The sequence below is a fragment of the uncultured Streptomyces sp. genome, assembly GCF_947488945.1.
Classification (GTDB): domain Bacteria; phylum Actinomycetota; class Actinomycetes; order Streptomycetales; family Streptomycetaceae; genus Streptomyces.
Genome location: NZ_CANLBS010000011.1, coordinates 114,570 through 132,790, shown reverse-complemented (window position 1 = coordinate 132,790; position 18,221 = coordinate 114,570). Strand labels below are relative to the sequence as shown.

Sequence of the window (18,221 nt, the reverse complement as noted above, 5' to 3'; positions counted from 1 at the left end):
GGGGCAACGGGTTACCGGCTCACGGGCTCGTCAGGCCTCTCGTGCGTGTCGGCGGGCGGCGAGCCTCAGGAGTGGTGGCGCGGGAAGGCGACGGGTGACGGGTTCGGGGACGGGACGCGCTCGATGGATCTGCGGCGCCTGTGGAGAAGGGCGAGACCCAAGATCGTGACGAGTCCACCGAGAACCGCGAGGGGCCGAGGCTGCTCGCCGAGCCAGAGGTAGGAGACGGCGAGTGTGACCGCGGGGACGAGGTAGAGCGCGGCGGTGGCGGCGGTGACGCTGAGCCGGGCAACGGCGTAGCCCCAGATGACGAACCCGGCGGCCGAGGGCAGAAGGCCGAGGAAGGCGACCGCCGCGGACGCACCGGCAGGGGCGTCGAGCACGGCCCGGACGGTACTGGGGGCGAGGGGGACGAGAAGAGCGGTTCCGGCCCACATCGCGTAGGTGGCGACTTCGAGCCCGGTGTAACGCCGCAGCAAGGACTTGATCGTCAGGTGGTAGACGGCCTGGCCGCACGCGGCCGCGAGGACGGCCCATGCCGCCGCCGTGTATCCACTCTCCTTGCCGGACACGGCGATGAGGGCCGCGCCGGAGAGCGCGACGAGTGATCCGCCGGTCTTGGCCGGGGTGAGCCGTTCACCCAGGAAGCAGGCCGCGAGCACGGTGCTCATCGCGGGGACGGCGGCCACGATCAGGCTGGCGGTGCCCGCGGGCACGTGAACCTCTCCCCAGTTCAGCAGCAACTGGTAGGCACTCATCCCGGTACCGCCCGCGACGGCGATGCGCCAGAGGTCGGCGCGCGCGGGGCGGCGCACTCCCAGCGACGGGGCGACGGCCGCGAGGGCGAGGGAGGCGACGGCGAGGCGGAGGAAGGACAGCTGGGCCGGTCCGTAGCCCTCCAGTGCCACCCGGATCGCAGGGAAGGCGATGGCCCACAGCAGCACCGTGGCGGCGAGGGCGAGCAGGGTCTTGTTGAGCTTCACCCTGTCGACTCTGCCGGGTAGCATTCATTAGGTCTAGTTACCTTTTTCTCGCTGATTACATAGGGAAACTTTCTTGTTGGACGTCCGCCGACTCCGTGTGCTGGCCGAGTTCGCCTCGCACGGCACGGTCGCCGCCGCAGCCCGGTCCCTGCATCTCACCGGCCCGGCCGTGTCCCAGCAACTGGCTGTGCTCGAAAAGGAAGCGGGGGTGCAACTCCTGGAGAAGCGGGGCCGCACCCTTCACCTCACCGGCGCGGGGCAGCGCCTCGTGGATCACGCACATGTCCTCCTCGGTAACCTCGCCGCCGCCGAGTCGGATCTCACGGCACTGCGGCAGGGCGAGCGCGGCACGGTCCGCATCGCGGCTTTCGCCTCCGCCGCCCGCACGATCCTCCCCGGCCTCTGGCCCGAGCCCGGCACGGCACCCGGCCCGGAGGAGCCCACCGTGTTCCTGGCCGAACACGAGCCCCCGGCCGCGGAGGCCGCCCTCGGCCGCCGCGAGGTCGACATCGCGGTCACCCACTCGTACAGCCTGCTTCCCCGCCCGGTCCCCGCGGGCTGCGAGCACACGGCCCTCTTCGACGAACCCGTGCACCTCGTCCTGCACCCCGCCGACGCCGCCGAACACCGCCTCGCTCCCGGTGCGCAGGCGGACCTACGCCGGTTCGCCGACGCTCCGTGGCTGCTTCCCGGCCCCGAGACCGCCTGCCACGAAATGACCCAACGCGCCTGCGGCGCCGCCGGCTTCGTCCCGCGAGCCGTGGCGGTGGCGGGCGACTTCGCCGTTCTCACCGCCCTGGTCGCCCGCCGCGCGGGAGTCGCCCTCATCCCCCGCATGGCGTTGCCGACCCCCGGCCCCGACCTCAGCATCCACACGCTGCGCGTGCCGGTCCACCGAAGCGTCCATGCCCTCACCCGCTCGGGAACCGGTCGGCAACCCGGCATCCGGCACGTCCTCGACCGCCTCACCACAGCCCCCGACGGCTGAAGGCACCGGGCGCACCCGGCCCGGCCCGGCGCGCCCCCGCCCCCACGCGTCCGGCCGACCACCCACGTGGCGGCTGTCGGCCCGTGCGGTGCCCCGCCCACTCGGGTGTCTAGTGCCCCGCCCGCGAGCGGGCCTTGAAAGCCGCCTTGCGGGCTTCCTTCGCGGACTTCTTGTCGCTGTGCAGCCGGCCCATGGCCTCCAGCACCTCGGCGGTCGCGGGGTGGTCGACGCGCCACACCTCGTCGAAGAAGCCGCTGTGCCCGCCCGAGAGGCCCTCGATCAGCTCCTGGATCTCCTCCAGTTCGCCGTCCGCGTGCAGGTGGGCCGCGATCGTGTCCACCGCCAGCCAGAAGATCATGGACTCCGGGGGTGCGGGCACCTCGCCCGCACCGTGCTCCGCGAGCCACACCCGGGCCAGCCCGCCGAGCTCCGGGTCGTCGAGCACCGCCCGCAGAGCGGGCTCCGCCTCCGGGCCGACCAGGGCGAGAGCCTGCTGGCAGTGGAGGCGGCGCAGCGGCGCCTCCTCGTCCGCCCCCTTGCCCGCCGCCAGCAGGTCGGACGCGGCGGACACCGCCCCGCCGGAACCGCGCTTCTCGACCCAGAGCGCGATCTCGGTGCGGGCCGCGCCTTCCGGGTAGGAGGCGATGCCGTCGAGCAGGGCGGCGGCGTCCTTGTCCGCGAGGTCGCCGGTCAGCGGGGCGTCCAGTCCGGCGTCGAGCATCCGGGTCCGGATGCCGTAGAGGCCGAGGGGGGTCAGCCGGACCATGCCGTAACGGCTGACGTCCTCGTCGTCCGCGACGGCCGGCGGCTCCTCGCCCTCTTCCACCATCAGCGTCTCGTCGACCGGCTGGTACTCGACGATCCCGATCGGCTCCAGGACACGGAACTGGTCGTCCAGACGCATCATCGCCTCGGAGACCTGCTCCAGGACGTCGTCGGTCGGCTCACCCATGTCGTCGGGCACGATCATCGAGGCGGCGAGCGCCGGCAGCGGCACCGGACCGTCACCGGGGCCGCCCTCGGAGAGGGTCAGCAGGTAGAGGTTGCCGAGCACTCCGTCGAGGAATTCCGCTTCGGCCTCCGGGTCCCAGTCCAGCGCCCCGAAGTCCACCGAGCCGTCCTCCCCGACGAGGTCGGCGAAGTCGTCGAAGACGGGCGCGGTGGCGTCGGCGAACACGGCCTCCAGACCGTCCAGCCAGATCGCGAGCACGTCCTGCGGCGAACCGGAGGTCAGCAGCGCGAGGTTCTCGCCCACGGTGGCGGTCCCGGTCGCGTCGGGCAGGGTGCCGTCCTCCTCCTCGGGCTCCTCCGGGTCGGTGACGTCCACGAGTCCGGTGTCGACGGCCAGCCGCCACGCCTCGCTCGCGAGGGCGGCGCCGTCGTCGTCCGGGGGGAGACCCAGGTGCGCGGCGGCCTCGGGAAGCTGCGCCTCGGCGAGCTCGCCACCGGCTCCGACACGGGTGTCGGGACCCGCCCAGCGGGCGAGCTGGACGGCACGGGTGAGCAGCGGGGAGGCCAGTGCGTCCCTGGCCAGTTCGGCCTCTGCGGGGAGCCGCACCGGCGGCAGGGTGGGACGCTCTGCGGACATCGGGGGTTCTCCTCGGTGCGGGTCGGGCGCATCAGGTGCGTGCGCGCTTCAGGCCGCCCAAGCCTAAACGTTCCGGGGGCGTCGCCCGTCGGGCCCCGTCCCGGAACGAGCCGGACGGCTGACGGGTGCCCGTCCCGGTTGACGAAGCCCCGCCCCGAGCGGCCGTTCCGCCGTTCCCCGCAACGCGGTTGAGTCCGGCACCGCCCGGAACCGGCCGCCCCCACTCCGGCGATGCGACCCGCCACCACGGCCCGTCACCACAGATCCGTCCTCGCACCAGCCACTCGGCCCGCCGGCGGCGATCCGCCCTCACTCCGGCAGTTCGACCCGCCACGCCGTCATGTTCAGCTCGTCCATCAGCCGCACGTCGTGCTCGTGCAGCGGGAAGACGCGCGCCCCCGCGTCCGGCGCGGCGGCGATCTCCACCGCGTCGGCCTCGATGAGATCGCCGCCCTCCACCGTGGAGACCCAGGCGAGGATCGAGCGCACCGTCCCGCCCGGCGCCAGCTCCCTCGGTTGCGGGCCCCGGTCCTGGCCGAACATCGATCCCCCCGGGTTGACCTTCACGGGGAGCCGCTCCCCGCCCTCCCCGAGGGCCTGGACCGACGGATAGCCCCGGACGGCGTACGGCTGCGTACCGCAGTTGGTGAGCGTGAGCACCACGGCCCGGGCGAACATGACCGCCTGCACCTCCCCCATGTCCACCCGCGCCCCGGATTCCGGGCAGTCCGCCGCCCGGGCGGAAGGGGTGGGGGCGCCCTGCGGGGGCGCCGAGGTGGTCGCGGCCCCGCCGGGTGTGTCCGCGGTGCCGGGTGTGTCCGGGACGCCGGTGGCGAAGCCGTCCCCGTCGTCGGACCGGTCACCCGGGGCGGAGTCCCGCGCGCGCACCGCCGGCGACGGCGGCTCCCCCTCCCCGGCGGGCACCAGGAACCCCGAGCATCCCGTCAGCACCAGCACCGCCGCCCCGCCCGCCAGCACCGCCCCCGCCGCCCCTCGCGCCCTGTACCGCCGGCCCGTCCCCGCCAACTGCCGCACCCCGTACGGCCGCCCGCTCCCGTACCGCCGCAACGCCCGTACCCGCAGCACACCTCCCCCTCCCGTCCGCGCGGTCGGTCGCGCGGATGATCCACGAGACGGTTCCGCGCCGCTCAACGGTTCCCGTCGCCGCGTCGACAGGACGGAGCGGGGCCGCCGCCCGGCACCCCGGGGAACCGGCGCGGGAAGCCGAACGGGCCCTCGGCGCGGGACCGGTCCGGGAACCGCGGCAGCCCGCCGGGCGCGGGGCGGCCGGCGGGCTGCGGAGGGCGTACGAGGAACTGCTCGCCGCCCGGAGTGATCACGTCCGCCCCATGGGGGCGGCGGGCTCGCTCAGTTGTGCGCGTGCAGGATGTCGTTCAGGCCGCCCCAGACCGAGTTGTTCGGGCGGGCCTCGACGGTGCCGGTGACCGAGTTCCGGCGGAAGAGGATGTTCGAGGCGCCGGAGAGCTCACGGGCCTTGACGACCTGGCCGTCCGGCAGCGTGACGCGGGTGCCGGCGGTGACGTACAGACCGGCCTCCACCACGCACTCGTCGCCGAGCGCGATGCCGACACCGGCCTCCGCGCCGACCAGGCAGCGCTCCCCGATGACGATGCGCTCCTTGCCGCCGCCCGACAGGGTGCCCATGGTGGACGCGCCGCCGCCGATGTCGGAGCCGTCGCCGACGACCACACCGGCCGAGATGCGGCCCTCGACCATCGACGTGCCGAGGGTGCCGGCGTTGAAGTTGACGAAGCCCTCGTGCATGACGGTGGTGCCCGCCGCGAGGTGGGCGCCGAGGCGGACGCGGTCGGCGTCGGCGATGCGCACGCCCTTGGGGGCGACGTAGTCCGTCATCCGCGGGAACTTGTCGACCGAGGTCACCTGGAGGTGCAGGCCCTCCGCACGGGCGTTCAGCCGGACGCGCTCCAGGTCGTCCACGGCGACGGGGCCGAGGGACGTCCAGGCGACGTTGGCGAGCAGGCCGAAGAGACCGTCGAGGTTCTGGCCGTGCGGCTGGACGAGGCGGTGCGAGAGCAGGTGCAGCCGCAGGTAGGCGTCGTGCGCGTCGAGCGGCTTGTCGTCCAGGGAGGAGACGACCGTGGAGACGGCGACGACCTCCACGCCGCGGCGGGCGTCCACGCCCACGGCCTTGGCCGCCCCCTCGCCGAGCAGGTTCACGGCCTCCTCCGGGCTGAGCCGCACGGTCCCGGCCGGGCCGGGCTCGGCGGACAGCTCGGGAGCGGGGAACCACGTGTCGAGGACGGTGCCGTCACCGGCGATGGTGGCGAGGCCGGCGGCGACGGCGCCGGTGGTGCGGGCAGAACCCTGGGAAGTCGTGTCGGTCATGACCAAAACCTAACCGTCCCGGCCCCTCTGCGGCGAACCCGTCCGGCCGCCGGACGGGCGGTGCGCCCGGACCTCCCGACCGGACGTCCCGGCGAAGGCACGATCGGACGCCGGGACGCCGGGGGCCGGCCCCTGGCATATCCGCGACGACACGGTCGGTCCGGGACGCTACGGTGTCCCGACCGGCCGCAGGCCGGTGATCGACGACGTTCGACAACTTCATGGAGAAGCAGTGGCGCAAGGCGCGGGGTGGGGCGACGGCGCGTACGGGGGCGCGGCTCACGACGGTCCACGGAGCGGCGGGTCCGATCCCGGTGGCTGGGGCGGAGCCGGCGGACGGGGTGGAGCCGGCGAGGGACCGGGTGCGTGGGGCGGGCCCGGCGGGTGGGGCGGCTGGGGACCGCCTCCGCCGCCGAAACCGGGGGTGATACCCCTGGTCCCGCTCAAGCTGTCGGACATATTCAACGGGGCGTTCTCGACCCTCGGCCGGTACTGGAAGCCGTTGCTCGGCTTCGGCGCGGCCGTCTTCGGGACGGTGACGGTCGTCGTCGGGGCCGCGGTGGCCGCGGTGGCCCTCTCGCTCTGGAGCCAGGCGGACGACTTCTCGTTCTCCGAGTCGGACGGCTTCGACGGGGACGCGGCGAACTTCGCCGTCACCGGCGTGCTGGGCGCCATCGGCGCCGGGATCGTGGTGATCGCGGCCGTCCTGATCGCCACCGCTCTGATGCACGCGGCGGTCGCCGCGTCGCTGCAGGAAGCGGTGCTCGGCCGCCCGGTCACCTTCGGGATGCTCGGACGCCGGGCGTTCTCCCGTCTGGGCTCGTTGCTGGGTACGGTCCTGCTGACGACACTGATCGTGCTGGTGCCGCTCGGCCTGCTGGCCGCGGGTGCGATCGTCCTGATCCTCGCCTACGTCGCCGACGACGGGCCGGCCAATCCGGGCGTGGTGGTGCTGTTCTCCTTGCTCGCCTTCCTCCTCCTCGCCCCGGCGGCCACGTACCTCTTCGTGCGGTTCTCGCTGGCGTCGACGATCGTCGTCTTCGAGAACGCGGGCCCGGCCACCGCCCTGCGCCGCTCCGCCAAGCTGGTGCGCGGCAGTGGGTGGCGGATCTTCGGCATCTACCTGCTGGGTGCCCTGCTCGCCTCGACGGTCTCCTACGCGATCCAGATGCCGTTCTCCCTCCTGGGCTCGTTCTCCACTCTGTTCACCGTGGGTCCGGAGAACAGCGACGTCGGGCCGGGAGGCATGATCGTCGGGCTGGGCGGCCTGCTTCTCTTCTCGCTCCTCGGCCAGATCGTCGCGCAGTTCTTCTCCACCACGTTCCCGCCGCTGATACTGGGTCTGCTCTACGTGGACCGGCGCATCAGGACGGAGAACCTGGCGGCCGCCATGGCCGAGGCCACCGGCATGTCCCTGGCCCCGCCGCCCTACCCGTACCCGGACCCGGCCGCCCCGTACGGGCCCTCCGCGGGCGCCCCTGCCCCGGACCCGGCGACGGACGCGCCGTACGGGGAACCGTCGGCAGCCGCTCCGTACGCGAACCCGTCGGTGGGCGCACCGCCGGCCGATGCGGCCCACGCCGACGGTCCGCAGGACGCTCCCCCCGCCGGCACCTCCGGCACCTCCGGCGCCCCCGGCGCCCCCGGCAGCCCCGGCAGCCCCGGCAGCCCCGACACCACTAACGCCCCCGAGGCCCCCGGCGACCGGGGAGCCGGGGCGCCCTGACCGGGCACCGGCACGGGAGGACACGCGTGCGGAAGCGTGTTCCGGACACGCCTGCGGGTGGTGCCCGAGGCAGGAGAGGGGACGGAAGGGGCAGGAAGGGACGGGGGACGGCCGGGAAGGGCCGCGCAGGCCGGTCGGACCCCGGCTGACGCGTGGCGGGAGTGCCCGCCGGTGCTCCTGCGACGGACGCGGCGGGTGCGGCGGGCGTCGGAACGGCTGGCGGACACCACCACAGTGAGCCGGTTCTTCTGGGACCGTGGGCGCGCCGGGTTCCCCACACGCGGGACACCGCCGGATCACGGGCCTTCCGCCCGTGACACGTGGTGCTCGCACCCTGGCGGGACGGTGCGGCGGCCCCGAACTCCACGAGGGCCTCCGCACCCCCGGCACACCTCGCGCAGACAGCATCGACCTCACCCGCAGGAGGTACCCGTGCACGTCCGCACCGCAGCCCCGCCGAACAGATCCGTCCGCGCCGTTCTCCTCGTCCTCGGCATGCTGGCCGCGCTCCTGGCGGCAGCTCTCCCCTCCGCCGGCCAGGCCCGGGCCGCCGTGCCCGACCGCTGGGGCTTCGCCTACCTGGACAACGCGACACCGCCGTCCGGATACGTGCCTGATCCCTCCCGCCAGTGGGGCAGTTGGACCTCTCCCCCCAGCAACCCCGTCAAGGTGGACCAGATCGGCCTCGGTGCGTACGTGGTGCACTTTCCCTTGATCGGCGGCGCCGGGGGCATCGCCCACGCCACCGCGGTGAACAGCGCCGCCCACTGGTGCCAGGTGGTCGACTGGAAAGCCGTGGGGTCCGGTGAGGACGTCTACGTGAGCTGCTACCTCCCCAGCGGCACCCCCGACAACTCCACCTTCACCGTTCTGTACACCAGCAGCAGCGGCGCACCCTCCACGCCCTCCGGCTCGTACGGCTATCTGTACTCGGACGTCAGCGGCACGGTCCTGACCCAGTACAACTCCACCGGGGCGGTCAACGCGGTGAGCAAGGGGGGAACGGGCATCTGGAAGGCATGGCTCCCCGGCCTCGGGCTGTCCAGCCACGCGGGGAATCTGCAGGTCACCGCAGTCGACCCGAAGCAGGGCGCACGGTGCAAGGTGTCGGACTGGGCACCGGGCACGGCGGGGCAGACCGTGCTGGTCGCCTGCTACGACGCCTCCAACGCCCCGTACGACACGAAGTGGACCCTGAGCTACTCCCACCTGCGCGCGGTCCACGGGCCCGCGTTCCCGCCGAGGTCGTTCGGGTACCTCTGGTACAACGGCTCGCTGCCCACCCTGACCAACTACAACTCCGGCGGAGCCACCAACACCCTCGCCGGTTCGGGGGCGCCCTTCACCGTCACCATGCCGTCGATAGCCGTCCCCTCGGACACTGCCCAGACCACCGCCTACGGCAGCGGCCCCGAGTACTGCGGCCTGTACGCGCCCTGGGCCAGGACCAGCGGCGCGGTCCGGCTCTACGTCAACTGCTTCGGTCCCGGCGGAGCACCGGTGAAGGTCCCGTTCTTCACGGCGTACACCTCGGCACTCTGAACGGTGACGCGGACCGACGGCAGTGCCGTCTGACGCGTCCTTCCCGGACTGCGCTGCCCCGGCCTGACCAGGTGGCGCGCGACAGGGACCGCAGCCGCGCCGCTCGGGAAGCATCTTCCCGGGCGGCGCGTGCACTGCTCCGGCCTGCCGAGGACTCGCCTCAACCGGTCAGTGACCTCTTCGGGGTCAGCACGCAGAATTCGTTGCCCTCGGGGTCCGCGAGGACGGCCCAACTGGCGTCCGGGCCCTGGCCCACGTCGATGCGGCGGGCGCCGAGACCGATGATCCGCTCGACCTCCACCTCCAGGTCGTCCGGGGCGAGATCGATGTGCAACCGGTTCTTGACGGTCTTCGCCTCGGGGACGTCCACGAAGCACATCCCGGGCAGGGTGTCCGCGTCGGCTCCGATGGTGACCTCGTCGTCGTCCTCGTACACGACCTTCCAGTCGAGGACGCGGCACCAGAAGGAGGCGAGGGCGGACTTGTCGTGGGCGTCCACGACCAGGGTGTAAAAGTTGACGGCCATGCCGATCAGGCTGCCCCGCACGAGGCCGTTGCGTGCATTGATCTCGTCCGGGTCCGTCCGGCGGGCCAGTCGCCCACGGGTGGTGCGGGTGGGGCCGCCGGGGCGGTGCGGGGGTCGGCTGCCCGGCCCGTACAGGGCCGGCGCAGGGGCCGGGGCCGGGCAGCCGGAGGGGGCGTGCGTCAGCGCGTCGAGGGGTTGACGGTGAGGGTGGCCGTGTTGTTCGTCAGGTCGGGGTCGAAGGTGCGGACGGCGGGTTCGTAGGCGTCGTTGTAGACGGAGACGCGGGCGGTGGCGTCCGGGATGACCTCGTCGATGTGGAGGGTGAAGGGGAAGGTGCGGGTGGCGGCCTTGCCGGATTCGGTGAGGTAGATGGGGGTGTTGCAGCGGTAGCGGGTCTCGGACTGGGACCAGCAGGAGTCGGGGGCGGAGGCGACCGAGGTGCCGGCGGGGATGTCGATGTCGACGGTCGCGGCGGGTTCGCCCGCGCCCAGGGAGGCGACCCAGGCGGGGCCCGCGTTGTGGACGGTGACGGTGGCGGGGACGGTGTCGCCGGCCGCGCCGGAGACGGTGGAGGCGGTCAGCCGGTAGTCGGCCTGGTTGACGGTCTTCACCGTGAAGCTGCGGTACGGCTGGAGCTCGTCGGAGGGGGCGGCGGCCGGGGTGAGGTTCAGCTCCGGGCCGGCGCCCGGGGTGAAGGCGCGGCCGGCGCGGGCCTCGGCGAGCGCCTGCTCGGAGTAGGGCTGCGCCGCATAGTCGACGCGGTCGAAGAGGGCCATGTCCTTGGTGCGGAACTTCAGCGGGAGGGAATGGTACGAGCCCGGGGTCGTCCGCTCGTCCAGAACGCAGAGGAACGTACGGCCGGTGACGGCGTTCGTGGACTCGCAGTTGGAGGGGACGGACATGCCGAGGCGGATGCCGCGGGAGGTGAAGACGGTGAGCAGGGTGCGGTCGGCGGTGCGGTTGCCCTGGTTGCCGAGGACGACGGAGGAGTCGAAGGGCTGGTCGGGCGCCATGCCGGTGCGGTACTCGGCCTGGGTGAGGCCGAGCGCGGGGCCGTCGTTGACGGCGACGTAGGTCTCGCCCGGGTAGGCGTTCATGCCGCCGGCCCGGGCGGTGTAGCGGACGTAGCCGTCGTTGCCGTCGGTGGCGCCCGGCTTGGTGGTCAGGCCGATCCGCGCGGCGGGGGCGTTGGCGCCGCCGGGGAGTTCGGGGGTGGTGCAGACGGCGGTGGTCTCGTTCTCCGGGCGGCAGTTCGCGGGCCAGGTGACCTCGGCGAACGAGGCGACTTGGGAGACGTCGACGGTGAGCGTGCCGGCCGGGACGGTGGTCGCCGTGTTGTCGTGGCTGATCTGCACGGTCAGCGACTGCGACGGTGCGGGGGAGCCGTCCTCGGACGGGCCCGCGAGGGTGATCTCGTACGGGTCGGACCAGAGCCACAGCGCGTCGGAGGCGGCTGCGGCGGGGGCCGCGGCCGGGCCGGTGACGGCTGCGAGCGCGCCGAGTGCGGCGGCGGAGGCGATGAGCGTCTTCTTCACGGGGATCAAGACAACGGAGATCATCGGATGGTTGTACGGGGGAAACCCCCCGACCGCCCCCCGGCCTCAGCTGACGAACCCGGACGAGATCGCTTGACGCGACACGGAGTCCGGCCGGTACGCGATCCCGGCCGGTACGGAAGCCCGTCGGCCGGACGACGCGCACGCCCGGCGGGCCCGAGCACGCTGCCGACGTGCGCGGAGGACGTGCGCAAAGGACGTACGCGGGCAGGCGCGCGGACCCGTCCGGCCCCGAGGAGGGACGGACGGGCCCGGTGGATGCGGTGTGCGCGGCGGGGTGGTTCGGGATCAGCCGCGGGCGAGGTGGACCGCGACCGTCTCGGCGGCGGACACGGACTCGTCGTAGTCCGGGTCGATCGCCGTGGCGCGGGCCTCGACTTCCACGTCACCGCGCTGGAAGGGCACGTCACCCGTCGGGGCCGCCGTGGCGGACCACGCGACCGGCGCACCCGGCACGCAGTTCACCACGGTGGCGTACGAGCCGCGGATGAGCTTCTGCTTCTTCACCTGGGTGACGTCGCCCGAGACGTCGACCCGCACCGGCTTGCTGCAACTGACCGAACCGTGCAGCGTCGCCTTGCCGTTCAGCGTGCCGGCCGTACCCTGCAACGCCACCGCGAGGCCGAGGACGAGGGCAGCGGGCGGTTCCGGGTTGTCGATGTGCACCTCGCCGCGGGCGGCTTCGACACCCCCTTCGCAGTGCTGCTCGAAGGTCGCGTCGAGCGTCTCGACGTAACCCGCCGGGCCGAACTCCACCGCCTCGATGGTGAAGCTGCCGGTCAGCGTGTTGCACCCGCGGCCGTTCCCGTCCAGCGACAACCCGGGCTCGGACGGCCCGTTGAACGGGTGGCGGGTCGCACCCGCGTACGTCCCCGGAGCCAGAGCGCTGCCGGACGGCGCGGCGAGGTTCAGGTACCACCAGTCGCCGTTGGCGCCGTCGACGGACAGCGACACCACGCTGTTGTCCGCGTTCGCGTAGACGTCCACACGGTCCTGAGAGGCCGTGGCATAGGCGTAGGACTGGCCGAGGCTGATGTAGTCGCCCTCGTCGCCGCTGAAGGCGAAGGTTCCCTCGGTCGCCGGCGCGGCATGCGCCTCCATGGCCGGCAGCAGTCCGGTCGAGCCGGTGGCCAGGGCCGCGGCGAGCGCGACGACGGTGACGGCACGGGACAGCCCGCCTCTGAGCACGCGGAATTCCATGTGGTTCCCCCTCCTGATGGTGAAGGCCCGACGAGCGGTCGACCCGAGGGCGGAGCGAGTCTCGCAAATTCCACCAAGGTCAACAACAGGGTTTCCGGCAGAGCGAGTTGACTTTCGGTCCGACGCACCGATCCGCAGGGAGGACCCACCCGAATGGGACGCCGTTTCCAATGACCCGGTCGCTTGTTGAGCTGTGCATGGCGGATCTGGTTGAGCGGCTGGTGCCAGATGAGTTGTGGGTGCTGTTCCGGCGGCTTGTGCCGCCCAGGGAGGTGAAGCGTCCGCAGGGCGGGGGCCGCGTCGGGCTGGCGACCGTGAGGTTCTGGGCGCAGTCTTTTTCGTGGCCACCTCGGGCTGTACGTGGAGGCAACTCCCGCCGGTGTTCGGCCCGGTCTGGCAGACGGTCTACCGGCGGTTCGCCAAGTGGAGCGCGGACCGGGTCTGGGCCCGTCTCCACCGCGTGGTCTTGGACGAACTCGGGGCGCGGGGTGAGCTGGACTGCTCGCGGTGCGCGATCGACTCCGTCAGCGTCCGGGCGGCAAAAGGGGGTTTCTGACGGGACCGAATCCGACCGACCGAGGCAAGTTGGGATCGAAAATTCATCTGGTCACCGACCGGACCGGACTGCCGCTCTCGCTGGGCATCTCCGGTGCCCACATGCACGACAGCCAGGGACTGAGCCTTTTCTACCAGCAGCTTTCTTCATGTCCACGGCCCGGGTTGCCCAACCAACCGCTCGTCAGGTTGGAAACGGCTCATTGACGCCAAAGCGGCCTGCGGACGGTCAAGGCGCTTACCGGACGGCGTCGGGTGCCTCGACCAAGGCCCGCTCCTCTTCGGTGACGCGGCCGAAGCAGTCGTCCTCCGTGACCATCAAGGTGGAGCGTTTCCAGGTCGGCGTACTTGCGCGCCTCGCGTGGAGAGTCCATTCCTGCTTTTCAAAGGTGGCCAGGAGGAAGGCGCCGTCTGACAACGGCGTCTCCACGGGCGGTTCGGAAGCTCTCCAGCCCTGTGCTTCAAGGCCGGAGAGGACGGTGTCGAAACGTCGGTCCTGCTCGTCCGAATGACTCTTGGACGAAGAGCCACCCGTGTGCTCGGATTCCCAGGTGACCACGCAGGGCGACAGTCGTGCGACGAGATCGGAGAGCTTCCGCCGCCCCGCCGCGGACCCGTGGTCATTCTGCGCGCTGTACTCGGGGTACCCCACCTCTACCTTGCCGTCGGCGACTTGGGCAGTTGCAAGGGCTGCGACAAGGTCGTGTCGCACCGCATCCTGTCCGAAGGGAGTCATGGAGGTGGCCGGTGTTGAGGTGGGCGGCGCAACATCGCTTCCACATCCGCCGGCAAGGACTGCCCCTGCGGCGAGGGCCGCTATACGTCCGGTCCTGTTCGCGGTAATGCGCATGCTCTCTTCCCTCGACGGCGGCCTTCTGTGCCGACGCGCCTGCTCTTGCCGGCTGAACGGTTGGCTCCGGATCTTCGCATGGCTCTTCGAAACCTGTGAACTCGCCATGAACGCTGCGTCCAAGCACGTCAGAGGTCGGGTGCATCAGCATGGCGCACAGAGGGTTCGGTGTTTCAGCCGTTGCGGCGCGTCCGGTTACTGACGCCCATCAATGAGGCCCGTCCCGGGCCGCACTCACGATTCCGTGACCGGGTGAGTCCCTCGCACCTCGGTCTTCCCCGGCGTTCTATACCCACTTGATGGGTCGGACTCTTACGACTACTGCACGTGATCGGCCCATGACGGACTGGTCGCCAGACAGCGTGAAGGTGACCTCTGTAGTCCTCGTCCGGCGAGATACCCGCAGGGCAATGGCTTGACCGACGTCGAGAGAGGCGCGCGGGAGCGGGTCCGGCACCAGGCCCTGGCGTGCTTCGAGGCCGGCGGAAAGAACCGGGGGACCGCTGCCATGCCGCGGGTCTCGGAACGGTCGGTAAAACCATTGGCGACGCCAGTGGCGCGCGGGCGGCTACGCCGGGGCGGCTTCCAAGGGATCACCTGGCCGACCCCGACTGTCTGACGCGCAGATGCCCAGATTGGACGGGAGTCGGAGCGCGGTCCGCCGGCACACGGGCGGGCCGACCAGCGGTGGACGCCGTCCCGCGTGAAGAGCGTGGTCGACAGGCTGTTCCACCTCTCGTACACCGTGGAGGGCATGTGGCTACCGCTGCGGCACTACGGCTGGTCCTGGCAGCAGCCGACCCGGCGTTCCATGGAGCGTGACGACCACGCGGTGGAGCCATGAGAGCGAGAGGTGTGGACGCGGGTAAGCGCTGATGTCCCCGGGTTGCTCAGGTGGGTCTGATTGTCGGGCCGGTCCCGGCGAGGCAGCCGTTTGTGGCCAGACCGTCGGCCGCCGCCGATTACCGGGTGCGCTCCGTGCGGTCGTCGTACTCTTCGCGGGCGGTGATGACTTCTTCGATGTGCAGCACGGACCACTCCGTGAGCGCCTTCAGCGGTTCCCGCAGCGTCTGGCCGAGCGCGGTCAGCTCATACTCCACGTGCGGCGGCACCTCTGGGTAGACGGTCCGGCTGACCAGCCCGTCGCGTTCGAGGGTGCGCAGCGTCTGGGTGAGCATCTTCTCGCTCACGCCCGCCAGAGCCTGCCGGAGCCGGCCGAACCGGGAGGTCCCGTTCCTGCCGAGTTCGCCCAGCACGAGGACCGCCCACTTGCTGCCGATCTGGTCGAGCAGGTCCCGTGACGGGCAGCCGCGCTCGTACGGATCGAATGACGGTATGGGCCCGGTCACGTTCTCGACAGCAGCCATGCGGCTCACCTCCATGCTTTCGGTCAGGTAAGTACCGTACCGAGAGGTGGCTACTTCCCGACAGAGAGTGTCCAGCTCATTCTGTGTTCCACCCGCTGCGGACGGACTGCAGCAAGCGTGCGAGGCACGCGTGGAACGAAAGGAATGACCACCATGTCGATCGTCGTCACCGGAGCCACCGGCCATCTGGGCAGGCTCACCATCGAGGCACTGCTGCGGCACGGGATCCCGACCGCGGACATCATCGCGACCGGCCGGGACATGGCCAGAATCAAGGACCTGGCCGACCGCGGCATCACGGTACGCCGCGCCGACTTCTCGGACACCGACGGCCTGGCCGGGGCGTTCGCGGGGGCAGACAGGCTGCTGCTGATCTCGGCCTCGGTCCCCGTGGGCGAGCGGGTCGCCAACCACCGCCGCGTGATCGACGCGGCGGCGTCCGCAGGGGTGTCGCTGGTGGCGTACACGAGCACGACGCACGCGGACACGGCCACCACCGTCATCGGCTCCACGCACGGCGAGACCGAGGAGTACCTGCGGGTCCGCGGAATCCCCAGCGTGATGTTGCGCAACGGCTGGTACCTGGAGAACTACACCAGCCAACTGCCGCAGATCCTGCACCATGGCGCCGTCGTCGGCGCCGCAGGCAACGGGCGGATCAGCGCCGCGTCCCGCGCCGACTACGCCGAGGCCGCGGCAGCCGTCCTCACCACTGAGGGACACGTCGGCGCCGTGTACGAGCTCGGCGGCGACGAGTCCTTCACCCTCACCGAACTCGCCGCCGCGATCTCCGCCGCCGCCGGAAAGCGTGTCACCTACGCCGACCTCCCGGTGACCGACTTCGCCCAGGTACTTGCCGCCGCGGGCCTACCCGCCGAGCTGGCGGAGGTCCTCGCTGACGCTGACCGCGGCATGAACCGCGGCGAGATGTACACCGACTCCGGCGATTTGCGCCGCCTGATCGGCCGCCCGCCCGTCACCCTGGCCGAGGCACTCACGGTCGCCCTGCATCAGTGAGGTCGAACTCGTGAGGTGGTCGGGTTGCTCAGACGGCTCTGCTTGTCCGGCCGGCCTCGGCGAGGCAGCCGTCCATGAGTTCGCTGCGGTACGGGATGTGCCGTAGGCCGCGCCGGACGAGGTGTTCGGGGGTGCCGAGGTGGGGCCGGTAGATGCGCGATCCGGCGCCCTCGGACCGGCCGCGCACAAGACCGCGCCCCGCCACGCTCCCGTTTCCGGAGCACGACGGGGCCACGGCGGCGAGCCGACTCGACCGTACGGTCAGACGGCGAACTCCCCGGCCTTGACACCCGCCACGAACGACGCGAAGGCAGCCGACGCGAACCCGAGCGACGGCCCCTCGGGGTTCTTGGAGTCCCGTACGGGGACGAGGTCGTGAGTGCCGATCAGGTTGGCCGCGACCTCGACGCAGTTGCCACCGTTGTCGCTGTAGGAGGACTTGAAGTACTCGGGGCGTGCAGTCACAGGAATTCCCTTTCCAAGCTTCGGACCATGGCTACCGAGGCTGCTTGCGACAACGCCTCTGCCTGTAGTTGATGGTATGTGGTGAGCAGCGGGAGGATCGACGTGATCTCCCTGTCCAGGTGGCCCTGCGTCTGAGACTCCGCGTACGCGACCATGGAGCGATCGGGCAGCGTCAGCAGATTGACCGGAAGGTTGAAGGCCCTCCGCTCACCGAGGTCGAAGGGAGCGGTTTGGAGCACCGTGGTCGGTTTCTTGGCGAACTCGACCAGCCGGGCCATCTGCCGAGCCATGACTCCGGGCCCACCCACGGGCCTACGGATACAGCTCTCGTCCATCACCACGAGCATGAGGGGCGGCTGCGCCCGCTCAAGAGCTGACTGCCTTTCCGCCAGAAACGCAACCCGCTCATCCGCCTGCTCCGGCGTGATGGCCCCACGTTCCACCGCACTCTCCGCCAACACGCGGGCGTACTCGGGCGTTTGGAGGAGACCGGGGATGATCCCGATCTCGAACAGTCGAATCTCGACGGCCCGAGCCTCGTAACCGACGTACTCCGGGAAACCCTCCAGAAGCACACCGTTCCGCAGCTCGCGCCACAGCCGTTCGAACATGTCGCCGGCGCCGAATACTCGGTCAGCACTGCGCGAAAAGCGCACAGTTGGAAGCTTGCGACCAGTTTCCACTGCGGAGACATGCGTTCCCGAGTAGCCCAGCTTCTCGGCCAGTTCCTCCTGCTTCCAGCCCCGCTCTTCGCGCAAGCTGCGGATACGTGCACCGAAGGCCGCGGCCGGCGACGCATCCGGGTTGAGGTCCTTCTTGTTCACGAGGTCGCCCCTGATTCTTCGCTCGGCCCCGACAGGTTGAACGGCTCCCGACTCTAGGACACCGTGAACTCGCCCGGTAGCGAAATGACTACAGAGTGGAGCGAACGTGGGACGGATGAGCGTTCCGTCGGCCGGAACCGTCGTGGTGGACACCGGACGGGACGGCGGCGGGGTACGGATCGGGGAGTTCCGGGGGCTCTCGGGCCCCAACTGGTCCCTGCGCCCGGTGGGCGGGGGCCGCGAGTGGGAGGCGGAGCCGGAGCGGGTGCGGCCGGCCACCTCCGAGGAACGGATGCGCGCGGGGGTCGCGCGGGACAACGCCAGGAGCAGGGGGTCATTGCTGTGAACGCGCCGACGCCGGAGAACACCCCGCGACATGATCCGCAGCACGATGCGGACGGCGCCCCGGACGGGCCCGCCTCCCCGCCCCCCGAGGACCAGGTCCGCCCCGACTCACCGGGGCCGGACGCCCGTACCCCGCGCCCTCCCCTGCCCCGCCGCCAGGCACGTTTCGACCCCGGCCCCGGTCCGGCCGGGTGCGCCGTCTGCCTGGACTACGACCTGGCCGAGGAGGAGGCGGAGTCGGCCGGGGACCTGAGCCGGGCGACCGACTGGCGGGTGCTCCGCACCCGCCACCGCGCCGCCGACCACTGACGGGCCGGAGGCA

General features: G+C 71.7%; 18 protein-coding genes and 1 pseudogene. 8 read left to right on the top strand and 11 right to left on the bottom strand.

The window, feature by feature from the left end:
- Positions 1–65: 65 nt before the first annotated feature.
- On the bottom strand, positions 66–983 hold the full coding sequence (locus tag Q0994_RS19260) for a DMT family transporter (protein WP_299536482.1): 918 nt from the start codon (positions 981–983) through the stop codon (positions 66–68).
- A gap of 76 nt (positions 984–1,059) precedes the next feature.
- Between Q0994_RS19260 and Q0994_RS19255 the strand changes: the two genes are divergently transcribed.
- On the top strand, positions 1,060–1,971 hold the full coding sequence (locus Q0994_RS19255) for a LysR family transcriptional regulator (RefSeq protein ID WP_299536479.1): 912 nt from the start codon (positions 1,060–1,062) through the stop codon (positions 1,969–1,971).
- Between the two features lie 109 nt (positions 1,972–2,080).
- Here the strand turns inward: Q0994_RS19255 and Q0994_RS19250 are convergent, their stop codons facing one another.
- From Q0994_RS19250 to dapD, 3 genes are all read right to left on the bottom strand, one after another.
- Positions 2,081–3,559 carry a hypothetical protein gene (locus tag Q0994_RS19250; protein ID WP_299536476.1) on the bottom strand — a complete coding sequence of 493 codons (1,479 nt, stop codon included), beginning with the start codon at positions 3,557–3,559 and terminating at the stop codon, positions 2,081–2,083.
- Positions 3,560–3,868: 309 nt separating this feature from the next.
- The gene (locus Q0994_RS19245) at positions 3,869–4,537 is read right to left on the bottom strand and encodes a DUF4232 domain-containing protein (RefSeq protein WP_299536774.1); all 669 of its coding nucleotides are present in this window, start codon (positions 4,535–4,537) and stop codon (positions 3,869–3,871) included.
- 390 nt (positions 4,538–4,927) lie between these two features.
- Positions 4,928–5,926, bottom strand: a complete 999-nt coding sequence (gene dapD, locus Q0994_RS19240; RefSeq protein WP_299536474.1) for a 2,3,4,5-tetrahydropyridine-2,6-dicarboxylate N-succinyltransferase — start codon at positions 5,924–5,926, stop codon at positions 4,928–4,930.
- Between the two features lie 424 nt (positions 5,927–6,350).
- Between dapD and Q0994_RS19235 the strand changes: the two genes are divergently transcribed.
- Positions 6,351–7,652, top strand: a complete 1,302-nt coding sequence (locus tag Q0994_RS19235) for a hypothetical protein (protein ID WP_299536472.1) — start codon at positions 6,351–6,353, stop codon at positions 7,650–7,652.
- Positions 7,653–8,084: 432 nt separating this feature from the next.
- Positions 8,085–9,194 (top strand): hypothetical protein, encoded by a 1,110-nt coding sequence (locus Q0994_RS19230; RefSeq protein ID WP_299536470.1) that lies wholly within the window; start codon positions 8,085–8,087, stop codon positions 9,192–9,194.
- Between the two features lie 160 nt (positions 9,195–9,354).
- Here Q0994_RS19230 and Q0994_RS19225 read toward each other — a convergent pair whose 3' ends face one another.
- The 3 genes from Q0994_RS19225 to Q0994_RS19215 all read right to left on the bottom strand — a co-directional run bounded on the left by Q0994_RS19225 (position 9,355) and on the right by Q0994_RS19215 (position 12,476).
- The gene (locus tag Q0994_RS19225) at positions 9,355–9,720 is read right to left on the bottom strand and encodes a VOC family protein (RefSeq protein ID WP_299536468.1); all 366 of its coding nucleotides are present in this window, start codon (positions 9,718–9,720) and stop codon (positions 9,355–9,357) included.
- Between the two features lie 179 nt (positions 9,721–9,899).
- Positions 9,900–11,279: a hypothetical protein gene (locus Q0994_RS19220; RefSeq protein ID WP_299536466.1), complete on the bottom strand. Its 1,380-nt coding sequence runs from the start codon at positions 11,277–11,279 to the stop codon at positions 9,900–9,902.
- 285 nt (positions 11,280–11,564) lie between these two features.
- Positions 11,565–12,476: a hypothetical protein gene (locus Q0994_RS19215; RefSeq protein ID WP_299536464.1), complete on the bottom strand. Its 912-nt coding sequence runs from the start codon at positions 12,474–12,476 to the stop codon at positions 11,565–11,567.
- Between the two features lie 197 nt (positions 12,477–12,673).
- On the opposite strand from Q0994_RS19215, the pseudogene Q0994_RS19210 reads away from it, so the two are divergent.
- Positions 12,674–13,154: pseudogene (locus Q0994_RS19210) on the top strand (IS5 family transposase); the annotation flags it as partial.
- Positions 13,155–13,269: 115 nt separating this feature from the next.
- Here Q0994_RS19210 and Q0994_RS19205 read toward each other — a convergent pair.
- On the bottom strand, positions 13,270–13,881 hold the full coding sequence (locus Q0994_RS19205; RefSeq protein WP_299536462.1) for a hypothetical protein: 612 nt from the start codon (positions 13,879–13,881) through the stop codon (positions 13,270–13,272).
- 634 nt (positions 13,882–14,515) lie between these two features.
- On the opposite strand from Q0994_RS19205, the gene Q0994_RS19200 reads away from it, so the two are divergent.
- A complete protein-coding gene (locus tag Q0994_RS19200; protein ID WP_299536772.1) occupies positions 14,516–14,725 on the top strand; it encodes a winged helix-turn-helix domain-containing protein in 210 nt (69 codons plus the stop codon).
- Between the two features lie 118 nt (positions 14,726–14,843).
- On the opposite strand, the gene Q0994_RS19195 is transcribed toward Q0994_RS19200, so the two are convergent.
- A complete protein-coding gene (locus Q0994_RS19195) occupies positions 14,844–15,248 on the bottom strand; it encodes a helix-turn-helix domain-containing protein (RefSeq protein WP_299536460.1) in 405 nt (134 codons plus the stop codon).
- A 144-nt stretch (positions 15,249–15,392) separates the two neighbouring features.
- On the opposite strand from Q0994_RS19195, the gene Q0994_RS19190 reads away from it, so the two are divergent.
- On the top strand, positions 15,393–16,265 hold the full coding sequence (locus tag Q0994_RS19190; RefSeq protein WP_299536457.1) for an SDR family oxidoreductase: 873 nt from the start codon (positions 15,393–15,395) through the stop codon (positions 16,263–16,265).
- Between the two features lie 261 nt (positions 16,266–16,526).
- Here Q0994_RS19190 and Q0994_RS19185 read toward each other — a convergent pair whose 3' ends face one another.
- Together Q0994_RS19185 and Q0994_RS19180 are read right to left on the bottom strand one after the other, a co-directional pair.
- Complete coding sequence (locus tag Q0994_RS19185; protein ID WP_299536454.1) at positions 16,527–16,730, bottom strand: DUF397 domain-containing protein; 204 nt, start codon at positions 16,728–16,730, stop codon at positions 16,527–16,529.
- Positions 16,727–17,554, bottom strand: a complete 828-nt coding sequence (locus Q0994_RS19180) for a helix-turn-helix transcriptional regulator (protein WP_299536451.1) — start codon at positions 17,552–17,554, stop codon at positions 16,727–16,729. The genes Q0994_RS19185 and Q0994_RS19180 overlap by 4 nt, the downstream gene beginning before the upstream one ends.
- Before the next feature lie 115 nt (positions 17,555–17,669).
- Between Q0994_RS19180 and Q0994_RS19175 the strand changes: the two genes are divergently transcribed.
- Complete coding sequence (locus tag Q0994_RS19175; RefSeq protein WP_299536449.1) at positions 17,670–17,900, top strand: hypothetical protein; 231 nt, start codon at positions 17,670–17,672, stop codon at positions 17,898–17,900.
- Positions 17,897–18,208, top strand: coding sequence for a hypothetical protein (locus Q0994_RS19170; protein ID WP_299536447.1), 312 nt, complete (start codon positions 17,897–17,899; stop codon positions 18,206–18,208). The genes Q0994_RS19175 and Q0994_RS19170 overlap by 4 nt, the downstream gene beginning before the upstream one ends.
- Positions 18,209–18,221: the final 13 nt, after the last annotated feature.

Excerpts from the sequence above, each read along its gene's own strand:
- Q0994_RS19195 (WP_299536460.1), bottom strand. The coding sequence starts at position 15,248 with ATGGCTGCTGTCGAGAACGTGACCGGGCCCATACCGTCATTCGATCCG.
- Q0994_RS19250 (WP_299536476.1), bottom strand. The coding sequence starts at position 3,559 with ATGTCCGCAGAGCGTCCCACCCTGCCGCCGGTGCGGCTCCCCGCAGAG.
- dapD (WP_299536474.1), bottom strand. The coding sequence starts at position 5,926 with ATGACCGACACGACTTCCCAGGGTTCTGCCCGCACCACCGGCGCCGTC.
- Q0994_RS19220 (WP_299536466.1), bottom strand. The coding sequence starts at position 11,279 with ATGATCTCCGTTGTCTTGATCCCCGTGAAGAAGACGCTCATCGCCTCC.
- Q0994_RS19225 (WP_299536468.1), bottom strand. The coding sequence starts at position 9,720 with ATGGCCGTCAACTTTTACACCCTGGTCGTGGACGCCCACGACAAGTCC.
- Q0994_RS19215 (WP_299536464.1), bottom strand. The coding sequence starts at position 12,476 with ATGGAATTCCGCGTGCTCAGAGGCGGGCTGTCCCGTGCCGTCACCGTC.
- Q0994_RS19190 (WP_299536457.1), top strand. The coding sequence starts at position 15,393 with ATGACCACCATGTCGATCGTCGTCACCGGAGCCACCGGCCATCTGGGC.
- Q0994_RS19205 (WP_299536462.1), bottom strand. The coding sequence starts at position 13,881 with ATGCGCATTACCGCGAACAGGACCGGACGTATAGCGGCCCTCGCCGCA.
- Q0994_RS19175 (WP_299536449.1), top strand. The coding sequence starts at position 17,670 with ATGAGCGTTCCGTCGGCCGGAACCGTCGTGGTGGACACCGGACGGGAC.